Genomic DNA, 13913 nt, shown 5'->3' on the forward strand with positions numbered 1-13913 from the left:
CCGATGCCATCGGGCAAACACTCTGCACAGACGACGAAAGCAGGAGCCGGGCTGGTGCTCGGGCTCGGCTGCGAGCGTCGCACGCCGGCCGAAGAGGTGATCGCCCTTGCCGAGCGTGCGCTTGCCGATGCCGGTGTTGCGCCCGGCGATCTGCGGCTGGTCGCCTCGCTCGATGCTCGCGCCGAGGAGCCGGCGATCCTGGCGGCCGCTCAGCATTTCGCGGTTCCGGCCGCGTTCTACGATGCCGCCACGCTCGAAGCCGAAGCTTCCCGGCTCGCCAACCCCTCCGAGATCGTCTTTGCCTACACGGGTTGTCATGGCGTTGCCGAGGGCGCAGCGCTCGTCGGCGCCGGTCGCGAAGCCGTGCTGATTGTGCAGAAGATCGTCTCCGCCCATGCGACGGCCGCACTTGCCGGGCCGGCGACCTTGCGCGCCGAAAAGCGCATCCAGGCGGCGGAGGCTGTCTGATGCGTTATTATGTTGTTGAATTGAATCAATCTTTTGCCCGGGGTTTCTCTCAAGTGGAATCCGGTTCTTTAGAGAGCGCGTCAGGCGTGCCTTTGGGTGGCGCCGAAATACAGGTGGGACAGCACGCATGATCGACGACCTCTTTGCCGGATTGCCGGCGCTCGAAAAAGGTTCGGTCTGGCTGGTCGGCGCCGGCCCCGGCGATCCCGGCCTGTTGACGCTGCATGCGGCCAATGCGCTGCGCCAGGCGGATGTGATCGTGCATGATGCGCTGGTCAACGAGGATTGCCTGAAGCTCGCGCGGCCGGGTGCCGTGCTGGAGTTTGCGGGCAAGCGTGGCGGCAAGCCGTCGCCGAAGCAGCGCGACATCTCGCTTCGCCTCGTCGAACTCGCGCGCGCCGGCAACCGGGTGCTGCGCCTCAAAGGCGGCGATCCCTTCGTCTTCGGTCGCGGTGGCGAGGAGGCGCTGACGCTGGTCGAGCACCAGGTGCCGTTCCGCATCGTGCCCGGCATCACCGCCGGTATCGGCGGGCTTGCCTATGCCGGCATTCCCGTGACCCATCGCGAGGTCAACCACGCGGTCACTTTCCTGACTGGCCATGATTCCTCCGGCCTGGTGCCGGATCGCATCAACTGGCAGGGCATCGCCAGCGGCTCGCCTGTCATCGTCATGTACATGGCGATGAAACATATCGGCGCGATCACCGCCAACCTCATTGCCGGTGGCCGCTCGCCGGACGAACCGGTCGCCTTCGTCTGCAACGCCGCGACGCCGCAGCAGGCGGTGCTGGAAACGACGCTTGCGCGTGCAGAGGCCGATGTTGCGGCGGCAGGGCTGGAGCCGCCGGCGATCGTCGTCGTCGGCGAGGTGGTGAGGCTGCGCGCAGCGCTCGACTGGATCGGCGCGCTGGACGAGCGCAAGCTTGCCGCCGACCCGTTCGCCAATCGCATTCTCAGGAACCCGGCATGAGCGGATTGCTGATTGCCGCACCCGCGTCCGGCTCCGGCAAGACGACGGTGACGCTCGGGCTGATGCGTGCCCTGAAGAGGCGCGGCGTGGCGATCGCGCCCGGCAAGGCGGGGCCGGACTATATCGATCCCGCTTTCCACGCGGCAGCGAGCGGCGAGCCCTGCTTCAACTACGACCCCTGGGCGATGCGCCCGGAACTGCTGCTTGCCAATGCGTCGCATGCCGCCTCCGGCGGGCGCACATTGATCGTCGAGGCGATGATGGGACTGCATGACGGTGCTGCCGACGGCTCGGGAACGCCAGCGGACCTCGCCGCGACGCTGAACCTTGCGGTCATTCTGGTGGTCGATTGCGCCCGCATGTCCCAGTCGGTTGCCGCCCTCGTGCGCGGCTATGCGGATCATCGCGACGATATACGGGTGGTCGGCGTCGTCCTCAACAAGGTCGGCAGCGATCGGCATGAAATGATGCTGCGCGATGCGCTCGGCAAGGTGCGCATGCCTGTCTTCGGCGTGCTCCGGCAGGACAGCGCGCTGCAACTGCCGGAGCGCCATCTTGGGCTCGTGCAGGCGGGCGAACACTCAGCGCTTGAGGGCTTCATCGAGGCGGCGGCCGCGCGGGTCGAGGCTGCCTGCGATCTCGACGCCATCCGCCTGATCGCGACGATTTTCCCGCAGGTGCCCGCGGCGGCCGATGCCGAGCGTTTGCGGCCGCTCGGTCAGCGCATCGCGGTCGCGCGCGATATCGCCTTTGCCTTCTGCTACGAGCACCTGCTTTACGGCTGGCGGCAAGGCGGCGCGGAGATTTCCTTCTTCTCGCCGCTCGCCGACGAGGGGCCGGATGCGGCAGCCGATGCCGTCTATCTTCCGGGGGGTTATCCGGAGCTGCATGCGGGGCAGCTGAGCGCCGCCGCCCGATTCCGTTCCGGCATGCATTCCGCGGCGGAACGCGGCGCCCGCATCTTCGGCGAGTGCGGCGGCTATATGGTGCTCGGCGAAGGGCTTGTCGCTGCCGATGGCACACGCTACGACATGCTCGGCCTGCTGCCGCTCGTAACCAGTTTTGCCGAGCGCAGGCGGCACCTCGGCTATCGCCGCGTCGTGCCTGTCGACAACGCCTTCTTCGATGGACCCATGACGGCGCACGAATTCCACTATGCGACCATCGTCGCCGAAGGGGCGACCGATCGGCTGTTTGCGGTCAGCGACGCCGCCGGCGAGGATCTCGGCCAGGCGGGCCTCCGGCGCGGACCTGTCGCCGGTTCCTTCATGCATCTGATCGACGTCGCAGGTGCTGCATGAGCGCACCGATCGTTCATGGTGGCGGCATCACCGAGGCCGCAGCGCGCTATGGCGGCCGACTTGAAGACTGGCTCGATCTGTCGACCGGCATCAATCCATGCCCCGTCGCCTTGCCCGCGGTCCCTGAGCGCGCCTGGCACCGGCTGCCGGATCGGCAGACGGTGGATGATGCGCGGAGCGCCGCCGCCGACTACTACCGCACCAACGGCGTGCTGCCTTTGCCGGTGCCGGGCACCCAGTCGGTGATCCAGCTCCTGCCACGTCTTGCTCCGGCCAACAGGCAAGTCGCGATCTTCGGGCCGACCTATGGCGAGTATGCCCGCGTGCTTGAAGCGGCCGGCTTTGCTGTCGATCGCGTCGCGGATGCCGACGCGCTCACGGCCGAACATGGGCTTGTCATCGTCGTCAACCCCAACAACCCGACCGGCCGCGCCTTGGCGCCGGCGGAGCTTCTGGCGATCGCCGCAAGGCAGAAAGCGAGCGGCGGACTGCTGCTGGTCGATGAGGCCTTCGGCGATCTTGAGCCGCAACTGAGTGTCGCTGGTCACGCGTCAGGGCAAGGCAACCTCATCGTCTTCCGCTCCTTCGGCAAGTTCTTCGGCCTTGCGGGCCTGCGCCTCGGCTTCGTCGTTGCGCCGGAGCCGGTGCTTGCGTCCTTTGCCGATTGGCTCGGTCCCTGGGCTGTCTCCGGCCCGGCGTTGACGATCTCGAAAGCGCTGATGCAGGGCGATACGAAGGCGATCGCGGCGGGCATCCTCGAGCGTCGCGCCGGCCTCGATGCAGCTCTCGATGGGGCAGGGCTCAACCGTATTGGCGGCACGGGGCTATTCGTGCTGGTCGAGCATCCCAGGGCAGCTCTGCTGCAGGAGCGGCTCTGCGAGGCCCATATTCTCACGCGCAAGTTCGACTATGCCCCGACCTGGCTCAGGGTCGGTCTTGCGCCTGACGCGGCTGGTGACCGACGGCTGGCGGACGCGCTTGCCCGCATGGAGCTCTGAGGTGTCGGAGACGATCCTGCTCATTCTCGCGCTGGCGCTGGTGATCGACCGCGTTGTCGGCGATCCGGACTGGCTCTGGGCGCGCGTGCCGCATCCGGTCGTGTTTTTCGGCAAGGCCATCGGCTTTTTCGACGCGCGGCTGAACCGGGAGGACCTCGAGGATAGCGCGCGCAAATTTCGTGGCGTCGTCGCGATCCTTTTGTTGCTTGGCATCAGCGCCTGGTTCGGCCATCTGCTGCATCGCCTGTTCGCCGTCCTCGGACCGCTCGGCTTTCTGCTCGAGGCGGTTGTGGTCGCGGTCTTCCTGGCACAGAAGAGCCTCGCCGATCACGTGCGTCGCGTGGCCGGGGGCTTGCGACAGGGCGGGCTGGAAGGCGGGCGTGCCGCCGTGTCGATGATCGTTGGTCGCGATCCAAAGACGCTCGACGAGCCGGCGGTCTGCCGTGCCGCGATCGAAAGCCTTGCCGAGAATTTCTCCGACGGCGTCGTGGCGCCGGCCTTCTGGTACGCGGTTGCCGGCCTGCCGGGGCTTCTTGCCTACAAGATGCTGAACACCGCCGATTCGATGATCGGCCACAAGTCGCCGAAATATCTGCACTTCGGCTGGGCCTCGGCCCGACTCGACGATCTCGCCAACCTGCCGGCAGCGAGGCTCTCGATCCTTTTGATCTCAGCCGGTGCGCTGATCCATCGTGGCGTAAGCGTCGCCAAGGATGCGCTGACCGTGGCCCTTCGCGACCATGGTCTGCACCGCTCGCCGAACTCCGGCTGGCCGGAAGCGGCCATGGCCGGCGCGCTCGATCTGCAGCTTGCCGGTCCGCGGATCTATGGCGGCGTCAAGGTCAGCGAACCGATGATCAACGGTCCGGGCCGAGCGGTTGCAACAAGCGAAGACATCGACGCCGGTATTGCTGTATTTTATGGCGCCTGTACGGTCATGGCCGGGTTTGTTCTTGCAATCGCAATGATTTGATCGCGGAAGTTGACCTTCGCATTAAGACTCTGCTTTCCATATGTATTAAGATCGTATCATATTCGATCAGTTATTCTCCTGGAACGTTTGGTTCCACCGGTACGTGTTCGTCTTCCCGGAGAGAGAAGCATGCGCAAAAGCTTTCTGACTGCGCTGATTGCCGCTCTGCTGCAGTTTGCCGTTCAACCCGCGAACGCCGCCAATCTCATTGCCGATATCAGCCTGTCGTCGCAGACGATGACCGTGCGGCAATACGGCGTGGTCATGTATCGCTGGAAGGTGTCGACGGCGCGCAAGGGCTATGTGACGCCACGCGGCAGCTGGAGCGCCAAATGGCTTTCCCGCAATCACCGTTCACGCAAATACGACGACGCGCCGATGCCATATGCCGTGTTCTTCAACGGCGGCTACGCCATCCACGCCACCTACGACATCAAACGCCTCGGCCGCCCGGCATCGCACGGCTGCGTGCGGCTGCATCCAAACAACGCGGCGGAGTTTTTTGCGCTGACGCGGGAACATGGGCTGAAGAACACGCGGATCGTAATTACGCGGTGACGCCTGCCTAGCCAGCCCCTCATCCCCCTGCCGGGACCTTCTCTCTGTTTTGAAGGGGAGAAGGGATCCGAGGCACCGTTTCCGCTTCATCGTCGAGCGTTTCGTAAGAAGTGAACGGTAGAACACGCGTCCCCATCTTCAACGTGATCGCTTGGCTTTCCTCGGGGTAAACCCGAGGAGAGGGCAATTCTGTCGGGCACTTGATGAGGCAGCTAAGAGCCGCTGGCGACCGTCAGTCGATGCCTGCCACATGCATCAGCCGGTCGAGGCTCGGCACGGTGACGTGGCGGCTGTTTTCGATGCGGATGACGTTCTCCTTGCGGAGCTTGGTGATCTGGCGGCTGACGGTCTCGATGGTGAGGCCAAGATAGTCGGCGATGTCGGCGCGCGACAGCGGCAGGTCGAACACGTTCGAGGTGCCGTTTTCCGGGTCGATGTGAGTCGCGATGATGTAGAGGAAGCTTGCGACCTTCTCCTGCGCGGTCTTGCGGCCAAGGGTGAGCATCCAGTCGCGCGCTTCGTCCAGTTCCTTCAGCGCCTGCTCGTGCAGCCGGTGTTCCAGCCCGGGAGCCTCGGAGACCAGCCGCTCGATGACGTTGCGCGGGAAGCAACAGATGTCGGTGTCGACAGCCGCTTCCGCCGTCAGCGCGCTTTCGCGGGTGAAGGGCCGGCCCATGAAATCAGGGGCGAACTGCAGGCCGACGATCTGCTGGCGGCCGTCGGCCAGCACCTTGCTGAGCTTGACGACGCCGGAGATGATATTTGCGTAGCTGTCGGTGGTTTCTCCCTGGCCGATGACCTCGCGGCCGGGCTCGATGCTGCGGCGGGTGGAGTGACGGCTGAGGTCGAGAAGCTGATCCGGAGAGAGCGTACCGCAAACGCCGCCATGGCGCGCCTCGCAGGCGGAGCAGACGGCTGGAACGTCCGAATTATGGATATCCTTGCGGCGATGTTCGTTCACGATCTGCAATTCTTTCTACCTGCATTCCATTGCTCCCTGGATGACCAAAGAGGATGCGGGTCGTTAAATCAAGAGTTGACAGGTGCTAATTCCGAAAGCGCGAAACAATGTCTCATGCTGGCTTGAGCATTGTCAATTTTAACGTGTTAATTCGCCGACTTGATCAAAATCAAAGGCCTCATTGCCGATCCGTCCTAAGCCGTTTTCATGACAGCGGAGAGACTGATGGACGACGCGCTAATCCTCAAGCATGCGAACCCCGTGCCACGCTACACCAGCTACCCGACCGCGCCGCATTTTTCCGAAGCGGTGGGGCCGGTTGACTATCAAAGCTGGCTCGGGGCGATCGGTCCGGATGAGGCGATCTCGCTCTATGCTCACGTGCCCTATTGCGACCGGCTCTGTTGGTTCTGTGCTTGCCATACCAAGCAGACGCTGCGGTATGATCCGGTGGCAACCTACCTCACGGGCCTGCATCGGGAGATTGCAGAGATTGGCGGGCGGGTGAGCCGCGAAGCCAAGGTAACGGCCCTGCATTTCGGCGGCGGCTCGCCGACGCTCGTCAGGCCCGACGACCTGATCGCGCTGAAACGCGCCTTTACCGATCACTTCACCTTCGCGGCTGATTGCGAGATCAGCGTCGAGATGGATCCGAACGATCTCGACGAAGCGCGCCATGATGCGTTGGCCGAGATCGGTATGACGCGGGCGAGCTTCGGCATCCAGGATTTCGACCCCGTCGTGCAGAAGGCGATCAACCGCATCCAGACCTTCGAGCAGACGCGTGACGCGATCGAGACGTCACGGTTAAGGGGCGTGCATTCGGTCAATTGCGACGTGCTCTATGGTTTGCCCTATCAAAGCCTGCAGTCGCTTGAGCGCACCATGGAGGCAGTGCTTTCGCTCGACCCCGATCGCGTCGCACTTTTCGGCTACGCCCATGTGCCGTGGATGAAGACGCATCAGAAGATGATCCCGGACGAAAGCCTGCCCGGCATCGTCGAGCGCTTCGCGCAGATGAGTCGCGCGGCCGAAATGCTGGCTGCCGCCGGCTACGAGGCCATCGGTATCGATCATTTTGCGAAGCCCGATGACAGCCTGGCGCGGGCCAGCCGGGAAGGGCGTCTCCGTCGCAATTTCCAGGGCTATACCGACGATGCCGCCGAAACGCTCGTTGGGCTTGGCGCCTCCGCGATCGGCCAGTTTCGTCAAGGTTATGTCCAGAACATGCCGGCGACCGGTGAGTATCTGCGCCATGTTGAAAACACGGGGCTCGCTGCGGTCCGCGGTTATCGCTTCACACCGGACGACACTTTGAGAGCAAAAGTGATTGCCGACGTCATGTGCCGTTTTGCCTTCTCCTTTGCTGAGGTTGAGGAAGCGTTTCCCGGGCTGGCAGGGGCTGTGATCGAGGAGGCACGGCTGTTTCGGGCGCGCGACGTGGATGGGCTGACGACGATCGAAAACGGGGTTTTCCGCCTGACTGAACGCGGCAGGCCCTTTGCCCGCTCGGTTGCAGCCACCTTCGACGCCTATCTCGGCAAGGGCCGGGGCCGGCATTCGGTGGCCGTCTGACCCCATGCTCTGTCGCAACACCGTTTTCCAATTCGAAAGCCTTTGCCATCAAGGCCATTGGCTTTTGCGGCGCATTTACCTATAGGATCGCCGAGACTCGACTTAAAATATTAGAGGTATGCGCGTGACAGCTACATTCGACAAGGTTGCCGACATCATCGCGGAAACGAGCGAGATCGATCGCGAGACGATTACGCCGGAAAGCCACACGATCGACGATCTCGGCATCGACAGCCTGGACTTCCTCGACATCGTGTTTGCGATCGACAAGGAATTCGGCATCAAGATTCCGCTCGAGCAGTGGACGCAGGAAGTCAACGAAGGCAAGGTTTCGACCGAAGAATACTTCGTTCTGAAGAACCTCTGCGCCAAGATCGACGAACTGCGGGCTGCCAAGGGCTGATCGGGCTTTCGCCCGAGCCTTGCCACTCGATTTCCAATGCCGCCCGTCGCGCCCCGCGCTTGACAGGCGGCATTGGCGTTTTTACTTGAGCCCGAAACCAACAGGGTGAGCCTCAATGCTCCTTGAATACTTCCAGATGATCGACCGTGTCGAAACGGTCGATCTTTCGGCTGGCCGGCTGACGGCGCGGTCCGTCGTGCCGGAGAAGAGCCCGGTGTTCGAAGGCCATTTCCCAGGCTACCCGCTGGTGCCCGGCGTGCTTCTGATCGAGACCATGGCGCAGGCCTCCGGTTTCCTGGTGCTCGCCGCCACCAATTTCGCCGCCATGCCCTTCCTGATGTCGGTCGACGGCGCCAAGATGCGGACCTTCGTCGAGCCCTCGGCCGAACTCGAGATCGAGGCTTTCCTCGAGCATGAAGGTTCGGGCTTTGCCGTCACCAAGGCGAAGATCACCTCTGGCGGCAAGAAGGTCTGCGATGCCCAGCTGAAACTGAGAACGATGCCGTTCGATCAGGTTCCGCTCGGCGATATCGTGCGCAAGCGGGCTGGAGAAGTGGGTCTGATGGCGGCGCTTTCGGCGGCAGCCGGTTCGGAGAAGTAAGATGAGCAAATCTGCAAACGACGTTGTCATTACCGGCGTCGGTATCGTCACCAGCCAGGGCGTCGGCGTCGAGCCGCATCTGGCGCTGCTTACCGCCGGCACCTCGCCGGCCGTGCGCGTCGAGACCGAAAAGTTCAGCCCCTATCCGGTGCACCCGCTGCCGGAGATCGACTGGTCGCAGCAGATCGCCAAGCGTGGCGACCAGCGGCAGATGGAAAACTGGCAGCGTCTCGGCGTTTTTTCCGCGGGCCTGGCGCTCGATGACGCCGGTCTCAAGGATAATCTCGAAGCCTGCGGCAGCATGGACATGATCGTCGCTGCCGGCGGCGGCGAGCGTGACATCAACGTTGATTCGCTGATCGTCGACGAGGCGCTGAAGCGCAACGACCGCGAACAGCTCCTCAATGAAAAGCTGACGACCGAACTGCGGCCGACGCTGTTCCTGGCCCAGCTTTCGAACCTGCTCGCCGGCAACATCTCGATCGTGCACAAGGTCACCGGTTCGTCGCGCACCTTCATGGGCGAGGAAGCGGCCGGCATCTCGGCGATCGAAACCGCCTTTGCCCGGATCAAGGCCGGCCAGTCGACGCATACGCTCGTCGGCGGCGCGTTTTCGGCCGAGCGCCTGGACATCATGCTGATGATCGAGGCGATCCAGGGCCAGGCAACCGGTGACTGGCACCCGATCTGGTCGCGCAGCCGCGACAACGGCGGCGGCATGATCCCCGGGTCGGTCGGAGCCTTCCTGGTGCTGGAATCACGCGAGTACGCCGAAGCCCGTGGTGCCCGCATCTATGCGACGATCGACGCGATCGGCAGCGACCGCGGCAGCCGCGCTGACGGCAAGCTCGAAGCACGCCTTGCGGACCTTGCGAAACCGGCCGAAAAGCTCGACCCGGCAGGCACCGTGGTCTTTTCCGGCACGTCAGGCTTTCATGATCTCGTCGCCAGCGAAAAGGCGTTCCTGCAGGCCAAGCTGGCCGGCGCGCCGGTGCGTGCCTATGGCGGCGTCGTCGGGCACAGCATCGAGGCGCAGTTTCCGGCGGGCCTCGCGCTTGCTGCACTCACGCTTGGCCACGGCGCCAAGGTACCGGCCTTCGACGGCAGCTTCGAAAAGCCGATGACGGCTGCTGCCCGGTCGGCGGTCGTGACCACCGTCGGTCATTCACGCGGCGAAGGCGTCGCGGTCCTTTCGGCCGAATAAGAGGAACGATTGATGAGCAACGCTTACAAGGATCATCTCGGTCGTCCGATCGTCGCCGTCACTGGCATGGGCGTCATCACCTCGCTCGGGCAGGGCCTGGAAGACAACTGGTCAGCGCTGACCGGCGGCGTCTCCGGCATCCGCAAGATCACCCGTTTCCCGACGGAGGGTCTCAACACCCGCATCTCCGGCATGGTCGATTTCATCGAGGTGCCGGCGGCCAACTCCGTCGAGCGCTCCTACGCCATGGCGCGCGAGACGACGCTGGAAGCGCTGGCGCAGGCCGGGCTTTCCGGCGACTTCAACGGTCCGCTGTTTCTGGCCGCCCCGCCGATCGAGCCGGAATGGAGCGCGCGCTTCGAGCTTGCCGACCGCTCGCCGCCTTCCGAACAGCCGGGCGATGCGTACAACCGTTTCCTCGCCGCGATGCGCCAGAAGGCCGATCCGGTGTTCCATGAGGCCGTGCTCTTCGGCTCGATCTCCGAGCGCCTTGCCGATCGCTTCGGCACGCGCGGCCTGCCGGTGACGCTCTCGACGGCCTGTGCCTCGGGCGCGACCGCGATCCAGCTCGGCGTCGAGGCGATCCGCCAGGGCCGCACCGATCGTGCGCTGACGGTCGCGACCGATGGTTCGGTCAGCGCCGAAGCACTCATCCGCTTTGCGCTGCTTTCCGCGCTCTCCACCCAGAACGATCCGCCGGAGAAGGCCTCCAAGCCCTTCACAAAGGATCGGGACGGCTTCGTCATCGCCGAAGGCGCTGCGACCCTGGTCCTGGAATCGCTTGAAGCTGCCGTTGCCCGCGGCGCCCGTGTCTACGGCATCCTGAAGGGCTGCGGCGAGAAGGCCGATCTCTTCCACCGCACGCGCTCGTCGCCCGACGGCGGCCCGGCGATTGCGACGATCCGCGCGGCCCTTGCCGACGCCGGCATCGACGAAGGCGGCATCGGCTACATCAACGCGCACGGCACCTCGACGCCCGAGAACGACAAGATGGAATATCTGTCGATGTCTGCCGTCTTCGGTGAGCATCTGCCGTCGATCCCGGTCTCGTCGAACAAGTCGATGATCGGCCACACCCTGACGGCCGCCGGCGCGGTCGAGGCGGTGTTCTCGATCCAGACGATGCTGACGGGCACGCTGCCGCCGACGATCAACTACCAGAACCCCGATCCGGCGATCGTGCTCGACGTGGTGCCGAACGTGAAGCGCAGCCAGCAGGTGTCTGCGGTGCTGTCGAACTCCTTCGGTTTCGGCGGCCAGAACGCCAGCCTGGTGATGACGGCCGAGCCGGCTTGAGCCGGACCTGGTGAAACGAAATACCCCCCTCTGGCCTGCCGGCCATCTCCCCCAACAAGGGGGAGATCGACGCGCGGCCGGCCGATCGCTCCAATAACAAGGCCCGATTTCGGTGCTTTTCGTGAAGGGCAAAGGGGTGCCACATCCAATCTCCCCCCTTGTGGAGGAGATGCCCGACAGGGCAGAGGGGGCTAACGCGCCGCTCTCTGTAGAATGGCGACATGCCCACAAGACGTGTATATGCCGCCTGTCGATCTGAACATTTAAAGGAAGAACCATGCGCGCCCTGCAACTGCTCGATGACCGCAAGCTCGAAATCACCGACATTCCGGAACCGGAAGCACCCGGCCCGGGCGAGGTGACGTTGCGCGTCAAGGCGGTTGCGCTCAACCATATCGACGTCTGGGGCTGGCGCGGCATGGCATTCGCCAAGCGCAAGATGCCGCTCGTCATCGGCGCTGAGGCAGCAGGCGTCGTCGACAGCATCGGTCCCGGTGTTTCAAGCGTGCTTCCGGGCCAGCTCGTCTCGATCTACGGCGCGCGCACCTGCGGCCTCTGCCGTCCCTGCAAGGAAGGCCGCGACAACCTCTGCGAACATGTCGGCGGCGTTCACGGCTTCCACCTCGACGGCTTCGCACAGGAGAAGATCAACCTGCCGGCGCGCCTGCTGGTACCGGCACCTCCGGGCGTCGACGCGGTCGCCGCAGCCCTTGCTCCGGTCACCTTCGGTACCGTCGAGCACATGCTGTTCGACAACGCCAAGCTTGAGCCCGGCGAGACCATCCTCGTGCATGCTGGCGGTTCCGGCATCGGCTCGGCGGCGATCCAGCTTGCCAAGAAGATCGGCTGCACCGTGATCACCACCGTCGGCTCCGACGACAAGATCGAGAAGGCCAAGGCGCTCGGCGCCGATCACGTCATCAACTACCGCACCGACCGCTTCGAGGGCGTGGTGCGCAAGCTTACCAAGAAGAAGGGCGTCGACGTCGTGTTCGAGCACGTCGGCAAGGACACCTGGGCGGGCTCGATGCTCTGCATGAAGCGCGGCGGCCGTCTCGTTACCTGCGGCTCCACCTCGGGCGTGTCCACCGACATGAACCTGATGATGCTGTTCCAGCAGCAGCTGAAGCTGCTCGGCTCCTTCGGCTGCCGCATGGAAAACATGGCGAACGCCATGCAGAAGATGGCGCGCGGCCTCGTACATCCGGTCATCGACACCGAAATCGGCCTGGACGAGATCGACCGCGCGCTGGAGCGCATGGAATCGCGCCAGATCTTCGGCAAGATCATCCTGAAGATGGATTGATCGACGTGCGCATGCTGATCACACGGCTGGTGCTGGCGGCGGATCGTTTCCGCCAGTGGCTGATTGCGCAGTTCGTGTTTCTGCTTCTGACGATCCTGAAGATGTTTCCCGCTGACGGCGCGATCAACTTCATGGATCGCGCCCTGCGGTTCATCGGCCCGAAGACCAGCCGTCAGAAGCTGACGCTGACGAACCTGCGCAATGCATTCCCGGAAAAGAGCGAAGCGGAGATCGAGCAGATCGCGCTCGAAAGTTGGGGCAACATGGGCCGCATGGCGGCCGAATACGTGTTCCTCGACCGTCTCTTCGATTTCGACCCGGAGCGCACGACGCCCGGGCGCATCGAAGTCTCGGGCATTCCCTTGTTCCTCGAGCTTCGCGACAATCCGCGCCCCTTCATCGTCTTTACCGCGCATAGCGGCAATTTCGAAATGCTGCCGGTCGCCGGCTCAGCCTTCGGGCTCGACGTGACGGTGCTGTTCCGGCCGCCGAACAATCCTTACGTGGCCGAAAAGGTCTTCAACTTCCGCGCCGAACGCATGGGCAAGCTCGTGCCGTCGCATGCGGGCTCGTCCTTTGCGCTCGCCCGCCAGCTGGAGCGCGGCCAGGGCGTCGGGGTTCTCGTCGACCAGAAGTTCCGCAAGGGCCTAAAGACCAAGTTCTTCGGCCAGGATGTGCAGACCAACCCGCTGCTCGCCAAGCTCGTCCGCCAGTTCAACTGCGAGGTCTATCCGGCCCGCTGCATCCGCTTGCTGGGTGGCCGTTTCCGCCTGGAGATCGAACCGGCGATCGCCATCCCACGCAAGGCCGACGGCAGCGTCGACGTGACCGCTACGGCGCAGGTTCTGAACGACAAGGTGGAAAGCTGGGTGAGGGAATATCCCGGCCAATGGCTCTGGTATCACGACCGCTGGCACATCAAGCGCTACCTGAAAGACTGATTCTCCTTCGCCCGCGACCCCAGCCAGATTGCGTCTTGCGCAAGCAGGCTTGATCTTCCTGCAAGCCCGGCACCCCGCGTGCCGGGCTTTGCGTTTTGCCAAGTACGCGGGAGTATCGGCACCGATCTTCCCTCGAAAACGTGCGTAAACGTTAAGTTTTTCTTTCTGCTGTTGAACGCTATCGCAATGAGTGTAAACTTATGACTGTCGCGTGAGAAAATGCCTGCAAGCGCTTTGGATGACCCGAGCAGCGCGGTTTTACGCGGAAGTGGTGGGGGAAACGTCAAGAACCAGATCAGTGTCCTGAGCATCTACGCCTGTTTTGTAAGTGCATCGAAGCGGTTTTGCCGTGGGGGAA

General features: G+C 63.8%; 15 protein-coding genes. 14 read left to right on the forward strand and 1 reads right to left on the reverse strand.

Annotation, left to right across the window (positions count from 1 at the left end; translation table 11 throughout):
* Positions 1–3 precede the first annotated feature (3 nt).
* The 7 genes from ASE71_RS22370 (at position 4) to ASE71_RS22395 (ending at position 5268) form a co-directional block, all read left to right on the forward strand.
* Complete coding sequence (locus tag ASE71_RS22370; RefSeq protein WP_060520616.1) at positions 4–468, forward strand: cobalamin biosynthesis protein; 465 nt, start codon at positions 4–6, stop codon at positions 466–468.
* Positions 468–599 (forward strand): hypothetical protein, encoded by a 132-nt coding sequence (locus ASE71_RS37415; protein WP_274533444.1) that lies wholly within the window; start codon positions 468–470, stop codon positions 597–599. The genes ASE71_RS22370 and ASE71_RS37415 overlap by 1 nt, the downstream gene beginning before the upstream one ends.
* Complete coding sequence (gene cobA, locus ASE71_RS22375) at positions 599–1438, forward strand: uroporphyrinogen-III C-methyltransferase (RefSeq protein WP_413814649.1); 840 nt, start codon at positions 599–601, stop codon at positions 1436–1438. Before ASE71_RS37415 ends, cobA begins: the two co-directional genes overlap by 1 nt.
* Entirely contained in the window at positions 1435–2739 is a 1305-nt protein-coding gene (locus ASE71_RS22380) for a cobyrinate a,c-diamide synthase (RefSeq protein ID WP_060520618.1), read from the forward strand. The genes cobA and ASE71_RS22380 overlap by 4 nt, the downstream gene beginning before the upstream one ends.
* Positions 2736–3737, forward strand: a complete 1002-nt coding sequence (gene cobD / locus ASE71_RS22385) for a threonine-phosphate decarboxylase CobD (RefSeq protein ID WP_060520619.1) — start codon at positions 2736–2738, stop codon at positions 3735–3737. Before ASE71_RS22380 ends, cobD begins: the two co-directional genes overlap by 4 nt.
* A gap of 1 nt (position 3738) precedes the next feature.
* On the forward strand, positions 3739–4710 hold the full coding sequence (gene cbiB / locus ASE71_RS22390) for an adenosylcobinamide-phosphate synthase CbiB (RefSeq protein ID WP_060520620.1): 972 nt from the start codon (positions 3739–3741) through the stop codon (positions 4708–4710).
* 129 nt (positions 4711–4839) lie between these two features.
* Complete coding sequence (locus ASE71_RS22395) at positions 4840–5268, forward strand: L,D-transpeptidase (RefSeq protein WP_034788308.1); 429 nt, start codon at positions 4840–4842, stop codon at positions 5266–5268.
* Between the two features lie 232 nt (positions 5269–5500).
* On the opposite strand, the gene ASE71_RS22400 is transcribed toward ASE71_RS22395, so the two are convergent.
* Positions 5501–6238 (reverse strand): Crp/Fnr family transcriptional regulator, encoded by a 738-nt coding sequence (locus tag ASE71_RS22400; RefSeq protein ID WP_051659129.1) that lies wholly within the window; start codon positions 6236–6238, stop codon positions 5501–5503.
* 216 nt (positions 6239–6454) lie between these two features.
* Here ASE71_RS22400 and hemN point away from each other — a divergent pair, with 216 nt between their 5' ends.
* The 7 genes from hemN to ASE71_RS22435 all read left to right on the forward strand — a co-directional run bounded on the left by hemN (position 6455) and on the right by ASE71_RS22435 (position 13555).
* On the forward strand, positions 6455–7804 hold the full coding sequence (hemN, locus tag ASE71_RS22405; RefSeq protein WP_060520621.1) for an oxygen-independent coproporphyrinogen III oxidase: 1350 nt from the start codon (positions 6455–6457) through the stop codon (positions 7802–7804).
* Positions 7805–7922: 118 nt separating this feature from the next.
* Positions 7923–8207, forward strand: coding sequence for an acyl carrier protein (locus tag ASE71_RS22410; RefSeq protein ID WP_089044188.1), 285 nt, complete (start codon positions 7923–7925; stop codon positions 8205–8207).
* 115 nt (positions 8208–8322) lie between these two features.
* A complete protein-coding gene (locus ASE71_RS22415) occupies positions 8323–8808 on the forward strand; it encodes a 3-hydroxyacyl-ACP dehydratase FabZ family protein (RefSeq protein WP_034788315.1) in 486 nt (161 codons plus the stop codon).
* A gap of 1 nt (position 8809) precedes the next feature.
* Entirely contained in the window at positions 8810–10012 is a 1203-nt protein-coding gene (locus tag ASE71_RS22420; protein ID WP_060520622.1) for a beta-ketoacyl-ACP synthase, read from the forward strand.
* A gap of 12 nt (positions 10013–10024) precedes the next feature.
* Positions 10025–11308, forward strand: coding sequence for a beta-ketoacyl-ACP synthase (locus ASE71_RS22425; protein WP_060520623.1), 1284 nt, complete (start codon positions 10025–10027; stop codon positions 11306–11308).
* 277 nt (positions 11309–11585) lie between these two features.
* Positions 11586–12614, forward strand: a complete 1029-nt coding sequence (locus ASE71_RS22430; protein WP_034788322.1) for a zinc-binding dehydrogenase — start codon at positions 11586–11588, stop codon at positions 12612–12614.
* Between the two features lie 11 nt (positions 12615–12625).
* Positions 12626–13555 carry a lipid A biosynthesis lauroyl acyltransferase gene (locus ASE71_RS22435; protein WP_060520782.1) on the forward strand — a complete coding sequence of 310 codons (930 nt, stop codon included), beginning with the start codon at positions 12626–12628 and terminating at the stop codon, positions 13553–13555.
* The last annotated feature ends 358 nt before the right edge of the window (positions 13556–13913 follow it).

Origin of the sequence: Ensifer sp. Root954 (genome assembly GCF_001429005.1) — a bacterium.
GTDB classification, from domain to species: Bacteria; Pseudomonadota; Alphaproteobacteria; order Rhizobiales; family Rhizobiaceae; genus Ensifer; species Ensifer adhaerens.